Genomic DNA, 23,970 nt, shown 5'->3' on the forward strand with positions numbered 1-23,970 from the left:
GCCCCAAAAACCTGAGGTTTTTGGGGCCCTTCTCACGGTTCGCGTGTTATTTGGAGGGCCAGACGGGGAGGGACTGGCGGCCGGAAGTGGAGTTGTAGACCACGGCGAAGGAGCCGTACCAGGCCAGAAGCGCCGTGAGGATGCCGAACCAGCCACCGAGCTGGTGGATGGCGGTGATCCCGGTGTACGCGCCGATGGCGAGCAGCAGGAACGTGATCGACAGCGCCACGAAGACGATGAAGATCGAACCGTTGGTCTTCTTGGCGGCCACCGTCATGTACAGCGTGAAGATCGCCCAGGCGAGCAGGAACGTGCCCATGCCGGCGGCGCCGGCCTCGACGTTGCCCCCGGTGCTCTCGAGGTACCAGAAGGCCAGCCAGAAGGCGCCGAAGGAGGTGAACGCGGTCGCGCCGAAGGTGTTGCCGTTGCGCAGCTCCCAGATGCCGGCGATGACCTGGGCGATTCCGCCGTAGAACAGCGCGAGGCCGAGCACCGCGGCGCTGGAGGGCACGATGCCGGTGTTGGACATGCTGAGCACGAAGGTGGTGAGGGCGAACGCGCCCAGGCCCAGGGCGCCTGGGTCGGCGATGCCGTGGGCTGCGGCGGCGGGAGCGGGTGCTGAGGGTGCTGTCGCGGAGGCCACAGGGGCTTCCGGATTAGTCATATTAATCTGTGTCATTTGTTCCGAGATTATCAGCCGTACGACGGCCGAGGCCGCCCTGCACAGGGCGCCGCGAGCGCGGTTCTGCACAACCTCGGTTGCCCACCGGCACCGTCGACGGCTCCGGCGCACTCTGGGGCGCATGCAGAAGACAATCGTGAAGACTCCGACTCCCCAGGATTTCCTCGCCCTCGTGCCCCAACTCGTCGGGTTCCTGCCCGAACGCAGCCTGGTGCTTGTCGCGTTCCGTGGCAACCGCACCTGCGGTGCCCTCCGGTTCAACCTGCCGCCGGTCGACGCCGGCGCCCAGGACCTGCGCCGCATCGCCGGCACCTTGCTCGGCACGCTATGCAAGATCCCGGGCGTTGACGCCCTCGTGCCCGTCGTCTACACGGCGGATGCGATCGGTGACGACCCGTTCACGGCCGCCGGACTGCCGCACGGACCGTTCCTCGCCGCGATCCGGCACCGAGCGGGCCAGTCCGGTTTCCTCGTGCGGGACGCCCTGTGCGTGGCCGCAGACGGCTGGGCGTCTTACCTGGAAGCCGACGCGGCCGGGGGCCGTGCGCGCAGGCATCCGCTGCGCGAGATCGCGGACTCGACAGTCAACCAGGACGTCCCCGGCGACGCCCGCCGTGAACTCGCGCGGCTGCACACCGGCGCGGAACTGCCCAGGGTGGATCTGGCCACCCGGGAGCGCTGTGCCAGGCGGCTGGCGCGCTACCAGCGGCTCGGTCCCGACATGGGCCCGATCCCCGAGCTGGTGGAGATGGTCGGCGACATGCTCGACCCCGTCGGCACCGCCGAGACCGTGCTCGGCCTGAACCCCGCCGACCTCGGCATCGACGAGGTCGCCGCGCTGCTGTTCCTCATGCAGGGTCCGGCCACCCGCGACCAGATGATGCTGCAGTTCGCCTTCGGCCGTGAGGAGGGACTGCGCAGCCACGCGCTGAACCGGCACTATGCCAGACGGCAACGGGAAACCGGCCTGAGCATGGACGACCTGGTCGAAGCCGACATGGCGGCCGGCCGGGCGTTCGAGCAATCGATGCCCACCACCGGCGATCTGATGCTCGGCATGAGCCGTGACCGGCCGGACCCCGAGCGCATCGACCGCGCCATCCGGTTGCTCAAGCTGCTCGTCGCCATGGCGCCGCGATCGGCCAGGCCCGCACCGCTGTGCATGCTGGCCTGGCTGAGCTGGGCGCTGGGCCAGGGGTCGGTCGCCGGGATCTACATCGACACCGCCCTCGATATCGACGCCGACTATGGGATGGCGCTGCTGCTCCTGCAGGTGCTCGGTAGCGGGCACCTGCCGGAGTGGGCGTTCGCGGTGCCCGCCGACTAGCGGTGCCCGCGACCGGCGATGCTGTTAGAGGTGCTTGGGCGCCTCCGACAGCACGCCGTAGAGGATGTCGCCGATCTCGCGGATCTCGGCGGGCCCGATGGTCAGGGGCGGGGCGAGCTGCACCACCGGGTCGCCGCGGTCGTCGGCTCGGCAGTAGAGCCCAGCCTCGAACAGTGCCCCGGAGAGATAGCCGCGCAGGAGCCGCTCGGACTCGTCGTCGCTGAAGGTCTCCTTGGTGGTCTTGTCCTTGACCAGTTCGATGCCGAAGAAGTACCCCTCGCCGCGCACATCGCCCACGATCGGCAGGGCCAGAAGCTTCTCGAGCTCTGCCCGGAACACCGGGGAGTTCTCGCGCACGTTCTCATTGAGCTTCTCCTCCTCGAAGATGTCGAGGTTCGCCAGCGCCACCGCCGCGGAGACCGGATGGCCGCCGAAGGTGTAGCCGTGATAGAAGGCGGTGTCGCCGTGCTTGAACGGTTCGTAGATGCGGTCGCTGATGATGGTCGCGCCGATCGGCGAATACCCGCTGGTCATGCCCTTGGCGCAGGTGATCATGTCCGGTTCGATCCCGAAGGTCGTCGATGCGAACATGTTGCCGATCCGTCCGAACGCCGTGATGACCTCGTCGGCCACCAGCAGCACGTCGTACTGGTCGCAGATCTCGCGCACCCGCTTGAAGTAGCCGGGAGGCGGCGGGAAGCAGCCGCCGGAGTTCTGCACGGGCTCCAGGAACACCGCGGCCACGGTCTCCGGGCCCTCGAACTGGATCATCTCCTCGATGCGGTTCGCGGCCCACAGCCCGAACGCCTCCACGTCGTCGCCGTGGCCTGAGCCCATCTCGTCTGCGCGGTAGAAGTTGGTGTTCGGCACCCTGAACCCGCCGGGGGTGACCGGCTCGAACATCTCCTTGAGCGCCGGGATGCCCGTGATGGCCAGCGCGCCCTGCGTGGTGCCGTGGTAGGCGACCGAGCGCGAGATCACCTTGTGCTTGGTGGGGCGGCCCTGCAGCTTCCAGTAGTACTTCGCCAGCTTGAAGGCGGTCTCGACGGCCTCGCCGCCGCCGGTGGAGAAGAACACCCGGTTGAGGTCGCCCGGCGCCTGCTCCGCCAACCGGTCGGCGAGCTCGATGGCGCTGGGGTGCGCGTACGACCAGAGCGGGAAGAATGCCAGCTCCTCAGCCTGCGCCGCCGCCGCCTGGGCGAGGCGCTTGCGGCCGTGCCCGGCGTTCACCACGAACAGGCCGCTCAAGCCATCGATGTACTGCTTGCCCGTCGAGTCCCAGATGTGATGGCCCAGGCCCTTGGTGATGATGGGTACGCCTGGGCCCGATTCCATGACCGACTGGCGGGCGAAATGCATCCAGAGGTGGTCCTTGGCCTTCTTCTGCAGCTCGGCGTTCTCGGCGTCGCTGTAGACGCGGGGGCCGGAGTTCTGCGCCTGTTCGGAGCGTTCTGTCATGGTCATCTCGGTTACCGTGTTCCCCAGTTGTACAACTGTTTGTGAAGCTTGAGATAGACGAAGGTCTCGGTCGAGACGACCCCCTCAAGCAGGCGGATCTGTGAGTTGAGCAGGGCGATCAGTTCGTCGTCGTTCTCGCAGACCACCTCGGCCAGGATGTCGAAGGAGCCGGCCGTGAGCACCACGTAGTCGACGGCGGGGATCTCGGCGAGCTGATCGGCCAGCACGCGGGTGTCGCCGGTGGCGCGGATGCCGATCATGGCCTGCCGGTAGAAACCCAGCTGCATCGGGTCGGTCACCGCCACGACCTGCATGACTCCGGCCTCGGTGAGCTTCTGCACCCGCTGGCGCACGGCGGCCTCGCTGAGCCCGACGGCCTTGCCGATCTCAGCGTACGAGCGCCGACCGTCGACCTGGAGCTGTTCGATGATCTTCTTGGACACCTCGTCCAGTTGCGCCGTTTTGCCGGCACTGCCCGTTTTGCCGGCACTGCCCGGTTTGCCCGCACTGCCGCGTCCATTGCTGCTCATCACACGATTGTGGCAGTCAACCTGCGACGCGGCAAGTGAATCAGTCGTGAAACGATAGTTTCACAACGGATTCCCATGGCTGCGCTCTGGTTCCACGCTTCGCAGCCAGCTAGGCTGGCGCGCATGAGCGCACTTCGCAACTTCATCAACGGCGAGTACGTCGAGTCCACCTCGGCGACCACCATCGACCTCATCGATCCGGCCACAGAGCAGAGCTACGGCACCAGCCCGGTGTCCACGGCCGCGGATGTGGATTCCGCGTTCACGGCCGCCGCCACGGCATTCGAGGGCTGGGGCGACTCCACCCCCGCCGGACGCCAGCTCGCCCTGTTCCGCATCGCCGACGCCGTCGAGGCCAGGGCAGAGGAATTCGCGGACGCGGAATCCCAGGACACCGGCAAACCGCGCAGCACCCTCGTCGACGACGAGATCCTGGTGTCCGTCGACCAGATCCGGTTCTTCGCCGGCGCCGCCCGGGTGCTGGAGGGCCGCAGCGGCGGCGAGTATATGACTGACCATACCTCCTTCATCCGCCGCGAACCGATCGGCGTCGTCGGCCAGGTCACGCCATGGAATTACCCGCTCAACATGGCCGTGTGGAAGTTCGCCCCCGCGCTCGCCGCCGGCAACACCACTGTGCTCAAGCCCTCTGACACCACCCCGAGCGCCACCCTGCTGCTGGCAGAGGTGGCCGCCGAGTTCCTGCCGCCGGGGGTGCTCAACGTCGTGATGGGCGACCGCAGCACCGGGGCCGCGATGATCGACCACGCCATCCCCCAGCTCGTCTCGATCACCGGCTCGGTGCGGGCCGGCATGGAGGTGGCCAAGGCCGCAGCCTCAGATCTCAAGCGAGTGCACCTCGAGCTCGGCGGCAAGGCCCCCGTGATCGTCTTCGACGACGCCGACATCGCCCAGGCCGTCGCGGGCATCACCGCCGCCGGGTTCTTCAACGCCGGCCAGGACTGCACGGCGGCCACCAGAGTGCTCGTGCAGGAGGGCATCCACGACGAGTTCGTGGCGGCGCTCGCCGCCCACGCCGCCCAGAACGCCCGCACAGGCGCGCCGAGCGAGACCGGCATCCTGTTCGGCCCGGTGAACAACCAGAACCAGCTGGCCCAGGTGACCGGGTTCATCGACCGGCTGCCCGACCACGCCGTGATCGAGCTCGGCGGCCACCGGCAGGGCAGCACGGGGTACTTCCACGAGGCCACAGTGGTGAGCGGCCTTCGCCAGACTGACGAGGCCGTGCAGCGGGAGATCTTCGGCCCGGTCATCACCGTCCAGCGCTTCACCGACGAAGCGCAGGTGCTGGCCTGGGCCAACGACGTGCAGTACGGACTGGCGTCATCCGTCTGGACCAGCAACCACGGGCGGGCCATGCGGATGGCCAAACGGCTCGACTTCGGCTGCGTCTGGATCAACACCCACATCCCGATCGTCGCCGAGATGCCGCACGGCGGGTTCAAGCACTCCGGGTACGGAAAGGACCTGTCGATGTACGGGTTCGAGGACTACACCCGCATCAAGCATGTGATGAGCTATATCGGCTGAGCCCTCGGTGCGGGTCTAGCATCGAAGGAACGAAGGAGCCGGATGCAACTGGGACGGGTCGGGTGCGAAACGGCACCGGGGGAGCGCGCGGAGTGGACCTTCGTGGTGGGGCGCGGGTTCCTGGCCGTGGTGCCGGCCGGCACGCAGAGCCCTACCGTCGCGGCCCTGCACGCCCTGGCCGCCGAACCGGATGTGGCGATCGAGTCGCTGGTGGAGTTGATCCCCCTGGCCGGGCCGCACGAAGTCGCCTCCTTCGCCGTGATCGTGCCGGGCGCTCGCCGCGACGGGGATGACGCCGACGCCGACGGCATTCCCCACGACGGCATCCCGGTGCACGCCGTGGTGCGCGGCGCCCTCGCGATCGATGTCTTCTCGATCGGCGGCTCCCGCCGGTTCACCGACCGCAACATCCGGCCCTGGCTGCTCGCCGAGTTCCAGGCCGTGACCGGGCTCGTGATCGGCTCCCCGCTCGCCTCCGGTACCCGGGCCGACAGGCTCGGCTCCGGAACCGTCTGCGCCGTGGGCATCGACGCCGGCGACACCCTGTACTGGTCGGTCGCCGGCCTCCCCGCCGACGCAGGCGACACCATCCTGCGGCCACGCCGGATCGTGGACGACACCGTGGTGCTGCAGCGGATCGAGGGCGCCGCCCGGCCGGCCGCCGCTCGCGTCGCCGCGCCCGCTCCCGTCGGGCCCGCCGCAACTGCCGTCCCCGACGCCGCCGAACCCGGCCGTTACGGCATCCGGCTCGCCACCGGCGAGGACCTCAGGCTCGACAGGGTGTACCGGATCGGGCGCAGCCCGCGGGCCAGGCGCATCCTGACCGGGGAACGACTCGAGCTGGTGGAAGTGTCCTCACCCAGCGCCGTCGTCTCCGGCAACCACCTCGAAATCCGTCAGGACGGCGATGCCGTTGTGCTTACCGACCTCGGCTCCACGAACGGCACGCTGGTGCGATTCACCCTCGGGCGCACCCAACGGCTGCGCTCGGGAGCGTCGCTCACAGTGCTGCCCGGTACGACGGTGGACATCGGGGACGGTAACCTGATCGAGATACTTCCAGCGGGCTGACCGTCGTTCGCTGCGTTGCCGCACGTTCGTCTTCGGAAGGCACCACCCGTGACCCAGATAGGTCAAGGCTCACTCAGCCACACGATCGCGCTCCCCGCGGTGAAGAAATCCGTCACCCTCGCCTGGGCCTCACTCACCGATGTCGGCCACCGCCGCGAAGTCAATGAAGACAGCCTGGTGGCCCGATCGCCCGTGTTCGCGGTCGCAGACGGCATGGGCGGCCACTCAGCGGGCGACGTGGCCAGCAACGCCGTCGTCACCAGGCTGGCCGAGGCCGCAGACACGGCCGCCGGCTCGGGCCAGACGATCACCGCCGAAGCCATCAACCTCGCCCTGGGCCTTGCTGTCGCCGATATGAAGGCCGGCGAAGGCGTCACCGACCTCGGCACCGGCACCACCGTCACCGGCGTCGCCCTGGCCATCGTGTCGGATGCGCCGCAGCTGATCTCGTTCAACATCGGCGACTCCAGGGTCTACCAGCTGGGCAACGGCGTGCTCGAGCAGGTCACCATCGACCACTCCGTGGTGCAGGAGCTCGTCGACGCCGGCCGGATCACCCGCGAAGAAGCCGATGTGCACCCGCACGGCAACGTCATCACCCGGGCGGTCGGATTCCACGAGCCGCCCGTGCCCGACTACCGCATCCTGCCGCTCCACCCGGGCCAGCGCATCCTGGTCTGCTCAGACGGGCTCACCAAGGAGCTGACCGCCTACGGGATCCGGCATTTCCTGATGTCGAACCCGCTGGCCGCGGACGCCGTGGCGGCGCTCGTGACCGCGGCCCTGGAGAACGGCGGCCGGGACAACGTGACCGCGATCGTGCTCGACGTGCTGAGCGTCGACGATCTGAACGAACTGGACACGCCCGGCGGCTGAGCGGCCGGCCGGCACACAGGCAATCCGGTCCCGCGACGACCGGCAGACACGAACCAGGGGGAGGCGACATGGCAGCACGACCGCCGTCACTGCCCCCGGCGCTGCCCGGCTTCTCCTATCTGCGCCCGCTGGGCTCCGGCGGCTTCGCCGATGTGTTCCTCTACGAGCAGAACCTGCCCCGCCGCCAGGTGGCGATCAAGGTGCTCCTGGCCGAGGTGGTCAGCGATCCGGTGCGGCAGCTCTTCCAGGCCGAAGCGAACCTGATGGCCCAGCTCAGCGCACACCCCGCCGTTCTCACGGTGTACCAGGCCGGGATCTCGGCCGACGGCCGCCCCTACCTGGTGATGGAGTACTGCTCCAACGCCCTGGACGGCCGCTACCGCTCCGGCCGGCTGCCCGTCTCCGAGGTGCTGCGCATCGGCGTCACCATCGCCAGCGCCGTGGAGACCGCCCACCGCGCCGACGTGCTGCACCGCGACATCGAGCCGTCCAACATCCTGACCACCGCGTACGGGCATCCGGTGCTCTCCGACTTCGGCATCGCGGCGACCCTCGGCGAGGCCGAGCACACCGAGGCCGTCGGCCTGTCGGTGCCCTGGTCCGCCCCCGAGATCCTGCACGACGAGTCCGCCGGCTCGGTGGCCGCCGAGGTCTGGTCGCTCGGCGCGACGCTGTACACGCTGCTGGCCGGCCGGTCGCCGTTCGAACGCCAGGGCGAGGCCGCCAGCCCCGTCCAGTTGATGTCCCGCATCGCCCGGGACCCGCTGCCCGCCATCGGCCGCAGTGACGTTCCCGCGCGGCTGGAGCTCGTGCTCGCCCGGGCGCTGGCCAAGAAGCCCGAGCGCCGCCAGGCCAGCGCGCTCGAACTCATCCGCGAGCTGCAGTCGGTCGAGGCCGAGCTGGGGCTGGCCCAGACCCCGGTGGAATTGGCCACAGCGCAGTGGGAAGCGCAGGCAGCCGGCGACGCCGCCGACCAGACCCGCATTACCGGACTCCAGACCATAGACGCGCAACCGGCCCGCCGCCAACGCCGGCCCCCGGCTGCAGGCGGACGGCAGCACTCGGCATTCGCCGCGCCCGTCGCCGCCCCAACCGGGCCGCGTGCTCGCGCGCTGTCCCGCTCGGTGTCCCGTCCGCGCCGGCGTACTCTGCTCGCCCTCGGCGGGGCCGGCCTGTTCCTGGCCGGCGCCGTTGCCGGCGGCCTGCTGGTGGCACCGCTGTTGTCGGGCGCCGCCACCGGCACCGCCGGGCTGCCCCGGGTGAGCGATGTGGCCGGACGCGCAGGGGACGGCACCATCGTGTTCAGCTGGAGCGACCCCGGCCTGGCCGCGGGGGACTCCTACGTCGTCAGCCTCGCCGGCGGGGAGAGCAGTATCCAACGCGGCACCGACTTCACCGTGCAGACGACTGACGGAGCGACGGATGCCGTCTGCATCACCGTGAGCGTCAACCGCGACGGACGCACCGGCGCGCCCAGCGCCGAGAAATGCGTCGACCCGGCCGTGGACGTCGGATGATCCGCCGTTGGCTGGCCGCGCACCGCTCCACGGCCGCGACCATCACCGGCGGCACCCTGGTCACCGCGCTCGTGATCACCGTCGCCGTGGTCTCCTCCGGGTACACCGCTCAGAAGATCGATCTGGGAGACGCGGCCGTGTGGGTGGCCAGCGAGACCCGGCAGCTGGTGGGTCGGGTCAACACTCAGATCGACGAACTGAACACGGCAGTACCCGTCGAATCCGCCACGGCGGCCGTCGTGCAGGACGGCGCCACCGTGCTCCTCGTCGACGGCGGCACCGGCACCCTCGGCTTCATCGACCCGGCCACGGCCACGGTCGCCGATACTGTCGCCCTGCCGCCGGATGCGCCGGAGGTGCGGGTGGCCGGTGACCTCGCGGTGATCTCGGCCGACGGCGACCTCTGGACGATGCCGACAGCCGACCTGGCCACGTTCGACAGCACCAGCGAGCCCGGGCTGGCGCTCGGGGCCGGCACCCTGGTCAGTCTCGACCCGGCCGGGGTCCTGATCGCCTTCACCCCCGCCACCGGCGTCCTCGCCCGCATCGACTCCGGCCAGACCGGTTCGATAGCGTCGACCACGACTGTCGCCGCCGGCGACCCCGACGACTCCTACCAACTCAGCCAGGTGAACGGCACCTGGGCGGTGCTCAACGTGACCACGGGCATCCTGCACCTGCCGGGCGCCGCCGTGGACCTCTCGGCCGGCAGCGGAACCGGCCTGCCCCTGGCTGACCCGGAGCTCCAGGAACCCGCGGCGACGGGCGACCGGATCCTCGTCGCCCACCGCACCGGGTTGCTCGCCGTACCCACCACGGGCGGCGACGTGACCGAGCTGCTCGGCGCGTCAGACCTGCCTGGTGCCGTGCCCGCAGTGCCCGCCACAGCGGGGGACTGCGTCTATGCCGCCTGGGCGGACGGCACGGCCTGGCAGGCCTGCGGCACCGGCTCACCGGCCGGCAGCACCGCCACCCTCGCCGGTCTCTCCGGCGACGCCAGCCTGCAGTTCCGGCAGAACGGCGGCCGGCTGCTGCTGAACGACTCCCGCACCGGCACCACCTGGAACGTGCAACAGGACAACCGGGTGATCGACAACTGGGACGACTTCGCTGCGCCCGTCTCCGCCGAGCAGGAGACGACCGCGGCCACCGACGACACCGCGCCGGAGTACGAAGACACCCAGGTGGCGCCTGTGGCCGTCGACGACGACTTCGGCGCACGGCCCGGCCGGGCGACCACACTGCCGGTGCTGCTGAACGACTACGACGCCAACAACGACGTCCTGGTGATCGACAGCGCCGGCCAGCCCGAGGCGGCGCAGGGCCGGATCGACCTGGTCGCGAACAACCAACAACTGCAGCTCACCCTCACCCCGGAGGCCACGGGGACCATCGTCGTCGACTACACGATCTCCGACGGGCGCGGCGGGAGCGCATCCGCCACCGTCACGGTCACGGTCCGCGCCGCGGACGACAACGGCGCCCCCGTGCAGCTGCGCCAGACCCGGGCCACCGTTGAAGCCGGCGGGCGCGTCGACAGCCAGGTGCTCGGCGACTGGGTCGACCCCGACGGCGACCCGTTCTATCTCGTCTCCGCCACCGCCATGGCCCCCGACACCGCCGGCGCTACACCGGCGGGCGGCGTGCTGTTCACGGATGCCGGCGACGGCAGCGCCGACAGCCAAGTGGGCCTGATCGTCTCCGACGGCACCCTCACCGGCGCTGGCACCCTCACCGTCACGGTGCTGCCGGCCGGAACCGTGCCGATCGTCGCCGACGCCTTCGCCGTCCGCGCCACAGCGGGCGCCGGCATCACCGTCTCCCCGCTCGAGCACGCCCGCGGGGGCTCCGGCACGCTCCGCCTGGCCGCCGTACCGGCCCAGCCAGACACGACTATCACCGCAGACTTCGCCGCCGGTACCTTCCTCTTCGCCAGCGACACCGTCGGGGTGCACTACCTGGAGTACTCCGTCACCGACGGCGCGGCCACCGGCACCGGTTTGATCCGGGTGGATGTCGTGCCCGCACCGGACAGCTCCGGCCGGCCCGTCACCGTGCCGCACACGGCGTTCCTCAGGGTGCAGCAGGCCACCATCGTCGACGTCCTGGCCACCGACTTCGATCCGGCAGGCGGAGTGCTGCTGGTCACGGACAGCCAGAACGTTCCGGCCGGCATGTCCGTCGAAATCCTCGACCAGCACCTGATCCGGGTCACGCTGACCAGCCCGCTCGAGTCCGGCCGGAGCAGCTTCGACTACACGATCAGCAACGGCCTGGCCGTCGCCACCGGCACCGTGACCGTCATCGAGATCCCCGCGGCCACGACCAGACAGGCGCCCGTCGCCGCGCCGGACACTGTGTCGGTGAGGGTGGGCGACACCATCGACATCCCGGTGCTCGCCAATGACGAGCATCCGGACGGCGACCCGCTCACGCTCGACCCCACCCTGTCGACCCCGCTACCGGAGGGGGCCGGACTGCTCTTCGCCTCCGGCCGGGTGCTGCGCTACCTCGCGCCCGAAAGCCCAGGCAACTTCACCGCGGTGTACAGGGTCGACGCGCCAGACGGACAGTTCGCCAACGCCGAGGTACGCATCTCGGTGCGGGAAGCCGACCCGGCCAGCAACAATCCGCCGCAGCCCCCGACGGTCACGGCGAGGGTCCTGGCCGGCGACACCGTGCGGATCCCGATCTCCCGGGTGGGCATCGACCCTGACGGCGACTCGGTGCAACTGCTCGGGCAGGAGACCAACCCGGAGAAGGGCACCGTCACCGCGGCAGACGCCGACTCGCTCACCTACCGCGCCGGCGACTATTCGGCGGGCACCGACACCTTCACCTACGCCGTCATCGACGCTCTCGGCGCCCGGGCCGTCGGAACCGTGCGCGTGGGTATCAGCCCGCGCCCGGACGGCGCCCGCAACCCCGTGGCCGTGGCCGACGAGGTCACAGTGCGGCCCTACACCCGCGTCTCGGTGCGCGTGCTCGGTAACGACTCCGACCCCGACGGCGGCGCCTTGACCATCACCGCCGTCGAGGCCGGCGCCGGCGGGGCCGCCGGTGCCACCGCGTCGACGGCCGGCGCCGCGACGGTGGACGGTGACGTGATCGTGGTGAACGCGCCGGCCGCGCCGGGCAGGTACGGCTTCGTCTACGACATCGCGAATGAACGCGGCGGCACCGGCTCGGCGTTCCTCACCGTCGTCGTGGCCGCTGACGCCCCCCGGGCGTACCCCGAGGCCCAGGACACACGGCTGACGCTCTCCGACGTGCTCGGCCGCAGCAGCGTCGACGTGGACGTGCTGGCCAGGGTGTTCTTCGCCGAGGGGTCGGCGCGTACCCTCGATCTGGCCGTGCTGCCCGGCAACGCGGGCAGCCCCGCCGCGACGGTCACCGAGACCCAGCGCATCCGGGTCACCGTCACCCGGTCCAGTCAGATCATCCCGTTCAGCGTCACCCACCCGGACGACGCCGGCATCGTGGCATACGCGTTCGTCTGGGTGCCGGGCACCGACGACGCCCTGCCGCAGCAGCGAGCGGGGGCGCCGGCTCTCGTCGTGGCGAGCGAGGCCACCCTCACCATCGACATCAACGACTACGTCGTGGCCGTCGGCGACAACCCGGTGCAGCTCACCGACCGGAACACCGTGCGGGCCACGCACGCCAACGGCGCCGGTCTGACCGTCGGAGACGGCACTCTCGTGTTCACGAGCGCCGACCAGTACTTCGGGCCGGCCTCGATCTCCTTCGAGGTCGCCGACCCGGCCGGCCGCACGGCCACCATCGTGCTGCCGATCACCGTCACCCCGCGGGAGAACCAGCCGCCGTCCTTCGACGGCGCGCTCATCGACGTGGAACCGGACCAGACCAAGGTCGTCGACCTGGCCAGACTCACCTCCTATCCCTACCCGGAGGACCGCGACGAGCTGGTCTACACGGTGCTCGACCCCCAGCCGACCGGATTCGACTACTCCCTCACGGGCAGCGAACTCACCGTGCGCGCCCTCAGCGACTCGCCCACCGGCAGCGTGGGCGCCATCACTATCGGTGTGCGGGACGATCTCAGCGACGGCGCGGCCGGCCGCATCCAACTCGCCGTCGTCGCCTCCACCCGGCCGTTGGCCGTTCCGGCGACGGATGCGGCCGTGGCGCCGCGCGGACAGACCACCGTCATCGACGTGCTCGCCAACGACGGCGCCGCCAACCCGTTCCCGGCCGTGCCGCTGCGCGTCGTGGGCGTGCGGGGCCTCGACCAGGCCGCGTTGCCTGACGGCGTCTCGATCACTCCCAGCGCGGACAACAGCCGGTTGAGCGTGAGCGTGGCCGACGGCGCCCTGCCGGCGGACGTCACCCTGCAGTACCAGGTGGCCGACGCCACCAACGACCCCGACCGGTACACCTGGGGCACCGTGCGCGTGTCGGTGCAGGATGTGCCGGACCCGGTCACCGGGCTGGCCGTCACCGGCTTCGGCGACGGCACGATCAGGGTCGCCTTCAACCCCGGGGCCGCCAACAACTCGCCGGTCACCGGCTATTCCATCACCCTGGTCGACGCGGCGTCCGGGCAGGGCGTCGGGAGCACGGTCTGCGCCGCCACCTCCTGTACGGTGTCGACCCCCGGCAACGGGCAGGACCGGGCGGTGCGGGTGAGCGTGGCCGCGCGGAACGCGCTCGGCGAATCGCGGGCCGCGACCCTGCCCGACCCCGTCTGGAGCGACGTCATCCCGTCGGCGCCGACCGGGCTCACCGCTGCTCCCCTCGACGGCGGCCTGCTGCTGGGCTGGAATGTCGTGACGCCCCGGGGCGGCGGCACCGACATCCGGGGCTATCAGGTGACGGTTGGCGGTGTCGCGCAGAACGAGGTGAGCGCAGACGGGCCGCTCTGCGACGCCGACAGGTGCAGCCTGCGGGTGACCGGCCTCGGCAACGGGGTCAGCGTGGCGTATGCCGTCAGCGCCCGCAACGACGCCTACCCCGCGCTGTCCACCTGGAACGCCGCGACCGGCTCCGGACAGCCGTACGGCCCCGCCCAGGCCGGCACGATCACGGCGACGGCCGAAGACGCCAGCGGCGCCGTGACGGTTCAGTGGGCGGGCTTCGCCGACCAGGGTGACGCCGTCGGCGGCTACTACGTGCAGCGGATCAGCGGCGATACTGTGCCGACGGGCGCCCAGGCCTGTTCGGTGTCGATGCCAGCGCCCGGCACCGTCACGGCACCGCGCCAGGGCGGGGTGGTGCTCGACCAGCAGACCGCCCCGGCCGATGCCCGCAGCGCGGTCTTCGACGGCCTGCTCGCCGACGACGGCACCTACTCGTTCGTGGTCTGGGGGTACAACCGGGCCGGCTGCACGGTCAGCGCCGTGGCCACGGTGCTGGTGCGCCCGGCGCCCGGTGCGGTGGGCGAGGTGGTCGGCGGCATGGAACAGCGCGGCGACGCCTGGGACTACCGGCTGAGCGCCGTGCGGCCGTCGACCGGCGTCGATCACTACAACATCCGCTCCGGCGCCGGCCAGGGAGCCGGCCAGGAATTCACCGGGTCGATCTGGCCGCGGGAACTGCTCGATCTACCGTTCGGATCCGCCGTCGGATTCCAGCTGCAGGCCTGCACGGCCTGGGGCTCCTGCGGGCCCTGGTCGGCCACGACCACCGCGCCGGAGCCGTCGGTGGACTTCACCGTCACCGGGCTCGAGTACGACGCGGTGGCCGGCCGGTTCTCCTGGACCGACGCCCCCGCGAACGGCCGGCTGCCGGTGACCTTCGCCTGCCGGGCGGGCTCCGGTGCGTCCGAACCGACAGCAGCGGACACCAGCACCACTTGCACCCTGCCCGCACCCCTGCCGGAGACCGGCACCGTACTGCTCACCGTCACCGTCGACGGCCATTCCTGGGACTACTCCCGCCCGATCCCCACGAAAGCGACCACACCATGACCCTGACCCCCGATCGTGTGAGCCCGGCCGCCAGCGGCGCATCCACCGTGCCCGCCGCTATGACAGCCGAGGAAGCCGCCCAGTTCAAGACCCTCTTCGACCGCCTCGTCCGCGGCGTCGAAGACGTCGTGCTCGGCAAGCAGCATGTGATCCGGCTGGCGTTCACCGCATTGTTCAGCGAGGGACACCTGCTGCTGGAGGACGTGCCGGGAACCGGGAAGACCTCGCTCGCCCGCGCCATCGCGCAGAGCGTGCGCGGAACCAGCAGCCGGGTGCAATTCACCCCGGACCTGCTGCCGGGCGATATCACCGGGGTGAGCATCTACGACCAGCGCACCAACGGATTCGAGTTCCACCGGGGCCCGGTGTTCGCCAACATCGTGCTCGCAGACGAGATCAACCGGGCCAGCCCCAAGACGCAGTCGGCGTTGCTCGAGGTGATGGAGGAGGGCCAGGTCACCGCGGACGGTGTCACCCACGCCGTCGCCGGGCCGTTCATGGTGATCGCCACGCAGAATCCCATCGAGCAGGCCGGCACCTACAGGCTCCCGGAGGCTCAACTCGACAGGTTCCTGATGAAGACCTCGATCGGCTACCCCGACCAGGCCGCCACCGTGCGGATCCTCGAGGGCGCGAGCCGCCGGGCCCACGACACCCTGGTGGCCCCGGTGCTCTCGGCCGAATCCGTCGTGGAGGTCGCCGCGCTCGCCCGCACCGTCTTCGTCGACGCGACCATCAACGACTACGTGGCCAGGCTCGTCGATGCGACCCGCAGTAGCCCCGAGGTGCGCCTGGGCGCGAGTGTGCGCGGCGCCCTCGCGCTCATCCGCGCCGCCAAGACCTTCGCGGCCGCCCAGGGCCGGCACTACGTGATCCCCGACGACGTGAAGGCGCTCGCCGAACCCGTGCTCGCCCACCGGCTGCTTCTCGACGCTGAGGCCGAGTTCGACGGTGTCACCGCGTCGAGCGTGATCGGCCGGATCCTGGTCGAGACCGTGCCGCCCCGCGGCGGGGAGGACCACCGCGCGGATGTCCTCTAGAACCCGTCTTCCCGCGGCACGCCTTCCGACTGCGGTGACGCCGCTCGGCTGGAGTGTTGCCGCCCTCGCCGTGGCACTGCTCGTGGCCGGCTACGGTCTGGGCTGGGCCGAACTGACCGTTGTCGGCTGGGCCGCTGCCGCGCTGATGCTGATCGCGCTGGCGCACCTGCTCGGCCGCACCGTGCACACGATCACCCTCAGCGTGCCCATCGACCGCGTCGTCGTGGGCGAGACCGTGCCAGGGCAGGTCGACGTGCAGAACCCGACCGGCCGGCGCCTGGCCGGCGTGAGCGTGCAGGTTCCTGTCGGGTCGGGTCTGGCGGAGTTCCCGATTCCCTCCCTCGCACCGCACGCGAGCACCGACGACGTCTTCGTCGTGCCCACGATCCGCCGCGGGATCATCCCGATCGGACCCGTGCACGCCGTGCGGGCCGACCCGGTCGGACTCGTGCGCCGCGAGACTGTGCTCGCCCAGCGCATCGACCTCTTCGTGCACCCGCGCACCATCGCCATCCCGAGCATGAGCCAGGGCTTCGTGCGCGACCTCGAGGGCCAGCCCACCCGCGACCTCACCTCGAGCGACATCGCCTTCCACGCGTTGCGCGAGTACCAGCCCGGCGACGACCGACGCAGCATCCACTGGAAGAGCACGGCCAAGACCGGCCGCTTCATGGTGCGTCAGTACGAACAGACCCGGCGCAGCCACCTGCTCATCGCGCTCAGCCAGGCGCACGCGGACTTCGCCACCGATGACGAATTCGAACTGGCCGTGAGCGTGGCCGGGTCGTTGGGGATCCGGGCGATCCGGGATGCGCGCACGGTGTCGGTGCTGGCGGATGCCCGCGAGCTCACGACGGTGACCCCCGCACGACTCCTCGACGATCTCAGCGGCGTCGACCTCGCCGACGGCGCGGCAGGCCTGCGGGAGTTGTCGCGGCAGGCCGCCCGGTCGGTCGCCGGGCTCTCCGTGGTCTTCCTGCTCTGCGGGTCGACGACGACCGTGGCCGCCCTGCGCGCCTGCGCAGCGGGGTTCCCGCTCGGCGTCGAGGTCGTCGGCGTCCTGTGCGACCCTGGCGCCCAGCCGGGCCTGCGCCGGGCGGGTGCGCTGAGCCTGATCACCATCGGTTTCCTCGACGACCTGCGCCAGACCCTGGCGCGCGGGGTGGCCTCATGAGGGCCGGCTTCGTCCTGGGCAATACCGTCGCCGTGCTGGTGGCGACCGCCGTGGCCGCCGGCACGCTGTGGCCGGTCTACCAGAGCGGCGCCTTCGTGCTGCTCGTCGCCGTCGCCGCGCTGCTCGGCAGCGCCATCGCCATCGCCGGGGCGCTCTTCCGCTGGCCGGCCTGGCTGGTGGGGTCGGTCACGATCGGCACGTATCTCGTCGTGGGGGTGCCGCTGGCCGTTCCGGGGCTGGCCCTGTTCGGTGTGCTGCCCAGCGCGGCCGGACTGGCCGAGCTGCTGCCGGCGACAGCCCTCGCCTGGAAGCAGCTCGTGACCATCGTCCTTCCCGTCGGCGACTACCAGGCCCTGCTCGTGCCGGCGCTGATCCTGGTTTTGCTCACGAGCGTGATCGCACTCTCCGTCGCTCTGCGCGCCGCCGTTGCCGAGTTCGCCCTGCTGGCGCCCATCGTGTTGTTCCTGGCCGGAATCGCCCTGGGGCCGAGCATCGCGGAGGCCCCGACGCTCGTGGGTCTCGGCCTGTTCACTGTTCTCGTGGTGTGGCTGCTCGGGCTCAACCTGAGTCGCAGGCGCCGCCGCCAGATCGTACTCACGGGCCCGGCCCGGGTGCCTCGCGCCGACAGACGGGCCGGCGCCGTGCGGTCCGTCGGGATCGCCGCGGCGGCGCTGCTGGTAGCCGCCGCTGTCGGCAGCATGGCTGCTGGCGCCCTGCCCCCGACGGCGGCGAGGGACGTGCTGCGCACCAGGGTCGTGGCCCCGTTCGACGCCAGGGCCTACCCGAGTCCGCTCAGCTCCTTCCGCGCCTACCTGCAGCCCGATCTCGCCGACACCGTGCTCTTCGACGTGACCGGGCTGCCGGCGGGCGGCCGCATCCGGTTGGCCACCCTCGACGACTACGACGGCGTGGTCTACTCCGTCGGAACCGTCGACGCGGCCGGCGCCGGCGCTGACTCCGGCAGTTTCACCAGGCTGCCGTACCGCCTCGACCAGAGTGCGGTTCCTGGGCAGGAGGTGACGCTGTCCGTCACGATCGAGGCGTACTCCGGCGTCTGGGTGCCCGGCGTCGGGGCCCTCGAGCAGATCGACTTCGGCGGGGACGACGCCCCGGCGCTGTCCGAGTCATTCGTCTATAACGACCTCGGCGGCACCGGGGCCGTCGTTGCCGGCCTCGGCAGGGGTGACAGCTACACGCTCACCACAGTGCTGCCCGCCAGTGCCGATGAGCTGGCCGCCGACCTGGCCGATGCCCGGCCCGGTACCGCGGTGCTGCCGCCCATCGGGGTGCTGCCCGACGGGCTCGAAGACACCCTGGCCGGCTACCTGAGCCCGGGGGACAGCCAGGGCCAGGCCCTGCAGGCCATGCTCGAGGGCCTCGCGGCGAGCGGGTACGTCAGCCACGGCGCGGCCGACGAACCGGTGAGCCGGTCGGGGCACGGCGCCGACCGCATCAGCCAGCTGCTCGCCGCGCAGCCCATGCTGGGCGATGCGGAGCAATACGCCGTGACGGCCGCGCTGATGGCGCGCCAGATCGGCTTTCCAGCCAGGGTTGTGATGGGTTTTGCGCCCACAACGGCCGGAAGCACCGTCGAGGTGACCGGCGCCGACGTCTCGGCCTGGATCGAGATTCAGACCCAGGACGACGGTTGGGTGGCTCTGGATCCCACCCCCGCCGCGCGCGACATCCCCGACCCGCAGCCGAACGACCTCACCCCGGCCGCACGCCCGCAGACCGTGCTTCCGCCGCCCATCCCCGATACCGACGAGCAGGTCGACCAGGTTCCGCCGGAGCTCAGCACCAGCGACCCGGCACCGGCCGATGACCCGTTCTGGGACGCGGTGCGGCTCTGGCTCACCGTTGCGGCGTGGACCCTGGCGGGACTGGGCATCCTGCTGGCACCATTCCTGGCCATCGTCGCTGCCAAGGCGTGGCGGCGACGGCGGCGGCGACGGGCGAGCCTGCCCCTGACCCGCATCATCGGTGGCTGGCAGGAATTCGCCGACAGCGCGACCGACCACGGCATCATGAGCGACGGCGGGGCGACGCGCGCCGAGCTGTCCCGGTCGGTGGGCGGCGTGCGCGCCGAGTGGCTGGCCGCCGCCGTCGACCGGGCCGCTTTCGCACCGAACGGCGTCGCCGAGACCGACCCTGACGACATCTGGGTGTCCGTGCGGGAACTGCGCGCCAGCTTCGCGGCCGCGAGCACCCGCCGCGACCGGCTGCGCGCCGCCGTCTCGCTGCGGTCATTCGGTCGGTACGCTAAGAGGACGACCGGGCGGGACGGTCGCCAGGTTGGCACGCTGAGGGGAGCTGGCGGGAGCAGGAAGGGACTGAGCTTGTGAACTGCCAGATTTGCGGCGCGCACCTTCCGCAGGGCGCCATGTTCTGCGGCGGCTGTGGCAGCTCGACGACCGCCACCCCGATGACCCGCAAGAGGGCCGATCCCCGGCCGAGCGACACCACCATCATCCAGCCGCTACCGCCGAAATCCACCGTGATCTCCGTGCCGCTCTGGCCGGTCGACGAGAGCCGCGCCGCCGCTGCCGCAGCAGGGGCCCCCGAGCCGACCGTGCCGCCTGCCGCGGTCGAACGGGCCCGGTACACGCTGCAGTTCAGCACGGGTGAGACCGTGTCAGTACGCGGAACCGGCCTCATCGGACGCCGGCCCCTGCCGCAGCCCGCCGAACGGTTCGACCACCTCATCCAGATCACCGACCTGGGCATGTCGGTGTCGAAGAGCCACCTGGAATTCGGCCAGCACGACGGCGAGTTCTGGGTGAACGACCGCTTCTCCGGCAACGGCACCGTCGTGCGCCGGGCACCTGCCGATGCCGTGCGGTGTGAACCCGGGCGTCGCTACCTGGTGGCACGCGGCTCTCGCGTCGAAATCGGCGACCAGTTCTTCGTCGTGCTCTAGCAGCGCCGCTCCACCACAGCACCTCTCCTCCACAGGGCCCAGCGCACGCCGGTGTCCACCGGCTGGCCGGCCGGGCCGTGGGTCCCGATGACGTCGGCTGGAGTAGGGTCATGACCTCCGCCCCTCCACCGCCCGCCCCGCCCGCGCTGACCGATGCCGCGATGATCGAGCCGGACCCGATCCGGTTGCCGGCCCGTCCCGTCGCGCCGGCCAGGCCCGGTTTCCCGGTGATCGCCTGCGTGGCGCCGCTCGTGGCCGCCGGCGTGATCTGGTGGATCACCGGCTCCGCGCTGGTACTCGTGTTCGCTGCGCTCAGCCCGGTGATCGCCGTCGCAGGGCTCCTGGACGGCAGACGCTCCACCTCCAGGCAGCGACGCCGGGACACCGCGGAGTACGCCCTGGCGATGACCGCGGCCGAGGAGCAGGTGGACCAACGCCTGGCCGGACTCCACCGGACCGCCTGGTCAGCCGCGCCCTCCGTGCACCGCCTGCTGGGCACACTGGATGACCCGGGCCGCTGGGCGGACCCGGCACCGGTGACCGTCGTGCTCGGTGGCGGGCCCGCACCGAGCGGGCTCCGGGTGGAGGGCGGGGACGCCGCCGAACACCGGGCGCTGCGGGCCCGCGCCGCACAGCTGACCTCCGCCCCGATCACGGTCGACCCGGCCGGCGGCATCGGGCTCGTCGGACCCGCCGTGGTTGTGCGCTCGCTCGCGCGCAGCCTGGTGGTGCAGCTCGTCGGCCAGCTCAGCCCCCGAACCGTCAGTCTGAGCGTTCCCGCCGCCGAGCACTGGGCCTGGGCGGCCCGGCTGCCGCACAGCCCCGCGACACCACATCACGCGACGACAGCGGCCATGCGGCTCACCGTCGTGGAGTCCGACCTGCCGACCACTCCAGCGGCTTCGTCCCCGACCCCCGATGGCGGCCTCTGCATCGCGCTGGCCGACACCGTCGCCGGACTCCTGCCCGGGTGCGGAACCATTGTGAGGGCACACGGGGCGGGCGAGGCGGAGATGATTCGACTGGCCGGTCGGCCCTGCGCCATGCGCTTCGCCCCGATCCTGGTGGCGGAACAGCAGGTCGACGACCTGGGCGTGGTGCTCACCCGCGAAGCGGAGGCGGCCGGACTCGTGGGCCGGGACGCGGTCTTGCCCGCGGTCGTCGCCTTCGCCCCGCTCTGCTCGGCGCCGCCGGGGGTCCCCGAGAGCGGCGCCGACGCATCCGGCGGGCTGGCGTGTGTGATCGGGATGGGCGCGCGCGGCGGGCTCGAGGTTGATCTCGCCGCCGACGGGCCACACGCCCTCGTCGGCGGCACGACGGGCAGCGGCAAGAGCGAACTGCTGGTCACCTGGGTGACGTCCTTGGCCGCACGCTACCCGCCAGACCAGGTCACCTTCCTGCTCGTCGACTTCAAGGGCGGCGCCGCCTTCGACCCCCTGCGGGAGTTGCCGCACTGCGTCGGGCTGATCACCGATCTCGAGGAGCACGAGGCGATGCGGGCCCTGGCCAGCCTCGCAGCCGAACTGCGGCACCGGGAACGGGTGCTGCGGGAAGCCGGGGCCCGCGATGTCACCGACCCGCGCAGCGGGGGCGGGCTGCCGCGCCTCGTGATCGTCGTCGACGAGTTCGCGACGATGCTGGGCGCCTTCCCGGCGTTGCACGCGCTGTTCGTGGACATCGCCGCGAGGGGCCGGTCGTTGGGCGTGCATCTGGTGCTGTGCACCCAGCGGCCGGCCGGGGTGGTGCGGGACGCCCTGCTGGCCAATTGCAGCCTGCGGCTGTCGCTTCGGGTGAACAACCGCGCCGACAGTCAGGCCGTGCTCGGCTCGGATGCCGCGGCCGAACTCGACGCGGGCCTGCCGGGGCGTTGCGTCGTGCGACGCGGACCCGCCGCCGTGGAGTCGTGCCACGTGGCCACGACCACCGCCGCCGACGTGCGTGCCGTGGTGGCTGCCGTGGCGCGCTCCACCCCGTCCGCGGTGCCGCCGCGCCGACCCTGGCTCGACCCCCTGCCGCCGCTGGTGACCGCCTCCAGCCTGGCCAGGCTGGCGCCGGGCCCCCGGGTGACGGGGCTGCTGCTCGGGCTGCTCGATGAGCCGGATCGGCAGCGCTACCGGGTGGCCGGCTACGATCCGGTCGCCGACGGCAACCTGCTGGTGCTGGGCGGCGGCGGCACGGGCAAGTCGACACTGCTGACCGGGCTCGCGGCCCAGGATCCGCGCCGCGCCGCGCGGGTTCCGGCCGATGTGGAGAACACCTGGGATGCCCTGGTGCGCGCCCGGAACGACCTCGACCGGCCCGATCAGGTCTCGCGGAGTCGCCTGCTCCTGCTGGACGATGTCGACGCGGTGCTGGCACGGTGGGGGGAGGAGCACCGGGCCGCCGCGATCGACCTGCTCGCCGGATTGCTGCGGGACGGAGCCGCCGGCGGGCTGCGGCTGGTGCTCACGGTGCAACGGCTCAGCGGAGCCCTGCAGGCACTCCCGGCGCTGTGCCAGAGCCGGCTGGTGCTGCGCCTGCCGTCGGTCTACGAGCACCAGGCAGCCGGGGAGCCGGCCGCCGGCTACGACGACACCCTGCCGCCGGGCGGCGGCCACTGGCGCGGCCGGCGCATCCAGCTCCTCCAACCCGAGCACCGGGATCGGCTCGACCGGGCGGGCGCGGAGGATCCGCCGGTCGGCGTGCCCTCCGCCCTGGCCGAGGCCGCGGCATCCACCCTGCTCGTGGTGGCCGGCTCGCCCGCGCGCACGGCCGCCGCGATCCGGGCGGCGGGATCGCCGGGCGCGCACGCTGTCGTCGAGCTCGGCGCGGTCTCTGGGTCGGCAGGCGGGCGGCTGGAGGTGACCGAGGTGGTGGCGGGCACGGTGCTGGTGGCCGATGTCGACACCTGGCAGGCACATTGGGCGCTGCTGGGCGGGCTGCGCCAAGTGGCTCCGGTGCTCTTCGACGGATGCAGCATTGCCGACTTCCGCGCGGTGACACGGCGACGTGACCTGCCGCCGCCCCTGGCTCCGGCACGGGCGCGCGGGTGGTTGCTCGGCCCGGACGGGGTCGTGCGGCGGGTGGCCGTGCCCTAGCCGCGCAGCGAGGCGGGCAGAGTGAGGATGTCGGCTCCATCGTCCGTGATGGCGATCGTGTGCTCGCTGTGTGCGGTGCGGGAGCCGGTCGCGCTCCGCAGCGTCCAACCGTCGGCAGCCGTGACGAGTGTGGCGGTGTCGACCATGACCCACGGCTCCAAGGCCAGCAGCAGCCCCGGACGCAGGGTGTAGCCGCGGCCGGGCCGCCCGGTGTTCGACACGTGCGGGTCCTGATGCATCGTCGAACCGATGCCGTGGCCGCCGAATTCGACGTTGATCGGGTAGCCCGCCGCGCTGAGTACCGCGCCGATGGCGGCGGAGAGGTCGCCGATGCGTGCCCCGGGGCCGGCGGCGGCGATTCCTGCGGCCAGGGCGCGTTCGGTCGCACTGATGAGCGCGAGACTCTCCGCGGGCTGGGAGGCGCCCACGATGAAGCTGATAGCGGAGTCCGCGGCGATGCCGCCGGAGGAGACGGCGAGGTCCAGGGTCAGCAGGTCGCCGTCGACGAGCGCGTAGTCGTGTGGCAGCCCGTGCAGCACGGCGTCGTTGACGGAGGTGCAGATGTAGTGGCCGAACGGCCCACGCCCGAACGACGGCGCGTAGTCGACGTAGCAGGACTGGGCTCCGGCGGCGACGATCATCTCCTGCGCCCACCTGTCGATGTCCAGCAGGTTCGTGCCGACAGCGGCACGGCCTTTCAGGGTGTGCAGGATGTCACCGACCAGGGCGCCGGTCTCGCGGGCTCTGGCCAGTTCGGTGGGGTTCAGGATCTCGATCATGCGGCGCCTTTCTGCTGGAACCAATAACTATACCGGTC

15 protein-coding genes are annotated in these 23,970 nt (G+C 71.4%); 11 read left to right on the plus strand and 4 right to left on the minus strand.

Annotated features, from left to right (window positions below; translation table 11 throughout):
• Positions 1-46: 46 nt before the first annotated feature.
• The gene (locus BJQ94_RS04700; RefSeq protein WP_265400914.1) at positions 47-664 is read right to left on the minus strand and encodes an acetate uptake transporter; all 618 of its coding nucleotides are present in this window, start codon (positions 662-664) and stop codon (positions 47-49) included.
• Positions 665-803: 139 nt separating this feature from the next.
• Here BJQ94_RS04700 and BJQ94_RS04705 point away from each other — a divergent pair, with 139 nt between their 5' ends.
• On the plus strand, positions 804-2,009 hold the full coding sequence (locus tag BJQ94_RS04705) for a DUF4192 family protein (protein ID WP_265400915.1): 1,206 nt from the start codon (positions 804-806) through the stop codon (positions 2,007-2,009).
• A gap of 24 nt (positions 2,010-2,033) precedes the next feature.
• Here the strand turns inward: BJQ94_RS04705 and BJQ94_RS04710 are convergent, their stop codons facing one another.
• Positions 2,034-3,467: an aspartate aminotransferase family protein gene (locus BJQ94_RS04710; protein WP_265400964.1), complete on the minus strand. Its 1,434-nt coding sequence runs from the start codon at positions 3,465-3,467 to the stop codon at positions 2,034-2,036.
• An 11-nt stretch (positions 3,468-3,478) separates the two neighbouring features.
• Complete coding sequence (locus BJQ94_RS04715; RefSeq protein ID WP_265400916.1) at positions 3,479-3,997, minus strand: Lrp/AsnC family transcriptional regulator; 519 nt, start codon at positions 3,995-3,997, stop codon at positions 3,479-3,481.
• A gap of 123 nt (positions 3,998-4,120) precedes the next feature.
• Between BJQ94_RS04715 and BJQ94_RS04720 the strand changes: the two genes are divergently transcribed.
• The 10 genes from BJQ94_RS04720 to BJQ94_RS04765 all read left to right on the plus strand — a co-directional run bounded on the left by BJQ94_RS04720 (position 4,121) and on the right by BJQ94_RS04765 (position 23,153).
• Entirely contained in the window at positions 4,121-5,548 is a 1,428-nt protein-coding gene (locus BJQ94_RS04720; RefSeq protein ID WP_265400917.1) for an aminobutyraldehyde dehydrogenase, read from the plus strand.
• Positions 5,549-5,590: 42 nt separating this feature from the next.
• Positions 5,591-6,619 carry an FHA domain-containing protein gene (locus tag BJQ94_RS04725; RefSeq protein ID WP_265400918.1) on the plus strand — a complete coding sequence of 343 codons (1,029 nt, stop codon included), beginning with the start codon at positions 5,591-5,593 and terminating at the stop codon, positions 6,617-6,619.
• Between the two features lie 48 nt (positions 6,620-6,667).
• On the plus strand, positions 6,668-7,495 hold the full coding sequence (locus BJQ94_RS04730; RefSeq protein ID WP_265400919.1) for a protein phosphatase 2C domain-containing protein: 828 nt from the start codon (positions 6,668-6,670) through the stop codon (positions 7,493-7,495).
• 68 nt (positions 7,496-7,563) lie between these two features.
• The gene (locus BJQ94_RS04735) at positions 7,564-9,012 is read left to right on the plus strand and encodes a serine/threonine-protein kinase (protein WP_265400920.1); all 1,449 of its coding nucleotides are present in this window, start codon (positions 7,564-7,566) and stop codon (positions 9,010-9,012) included.
• The gene (locus BJQ94_RS04740) at positions 9,009-14,942 is read left to right on the plus strand and encodes a tandem-95 repeat protein (protein WP_265400921.1); all 5,934 of its coding nucleotides are present in this window, start codon (positions 9,009-9,011) and stop codon (positions 14,940-14,942) included. Before BJQ94_RS04735 ends, BJQ94_RS04740 begins: the two co-directional genes overlap by 4 nt.
• 59 nt (positions 14,943-15,001) lie before the next feature.
• Positions 15,002-15,982, plus strand: coding sequence for a MoxR family ATPase (locus BJQ94_RS04745; protein ID WP_265400965.1), 981 nt, complete (start codon positions 15,002-15,004; stop codon positions 15,980-15,982).
• Complete coding sequence (locus tag BJQ94_RS04750; RefSeq protein ID WP_265400922.1) at positions 15,972-17,156, plus strand: DUF58 domain-containing protein; 1,185 nt, start codon at positions 15,972-15,974, stop codon at positions 17,154-17,156. The genes BJQ94_RS04745 and BJQ94_RS04750 overlap by 11 nt, the downstream gene beginning before the upstream one ends.
• A complete protein-coding gene (locus BJQ94_RS04755; RefSeq protein ID WP_265400923.1) occupies positions 17,153-19,501 on the plus strand; it encodes a transglutaminase domain-containing protein in 2,349 nt (782 codons plus the stop codon). Before BJQ94_RS04750 ends, BJQ94_RS04755 begins: the two co-directional genes overlap by 4 nt.
• An 80-nt stretch (positions 19,502-19,581) precedes the next feature.
• Positions 19,582-20,076 (plus strand): FHA domain-containing protein, encoded by a 495-nt coding sequence (locus tag BJQ94_RS04760; protein ID WP_265400924.1) that lies wholly within the window; start codon positions 19,582-19,584, stop codon positions 20,074-20,076.
• Positions 20,077-20,186: 110 nt separating this feature from the next.
• Positions 20,187-23,153 (plus strand): FtsK/SpoIIIE domain-containing protein, encoded by a 2,967-nt coding sequence (locus BJQ94_RS04765; RefSeq protein WP_265400925.1) that lies wholly within the window; start codon positions 20,187-20,189, stop codon positions 23,151-23,153.
• Here the strand turns inward: BJQ94_RS04765 and map are convergent.
• Positions 23,150-23,932 (minus strand): type I methionyl aminopeptidase, encoded by a 783-nt coding sequence (map, locus tag BJQ94_RS04770; RefSeq protein ID WP_265400926.1) that lies wholly within the window; start codon positions 23,930-23,932, stop codon positions 23,150-23,152. The two genes, BJQ94_RS04765 and map, sit on opposite strands and share 4 nt — an antisense overlap.
• Positions 23,933-23,970: the final 38 nt, after the last annotated feature.

Source organism: Cryobacterium sp. SO2, assembly GCF_026151165.2.
Taxonomy (GTDB): Bacteria; Actinomycetota; Actinomycetes; order Actinomycetales; family Microbacteriaceae; genus Cryobacterium.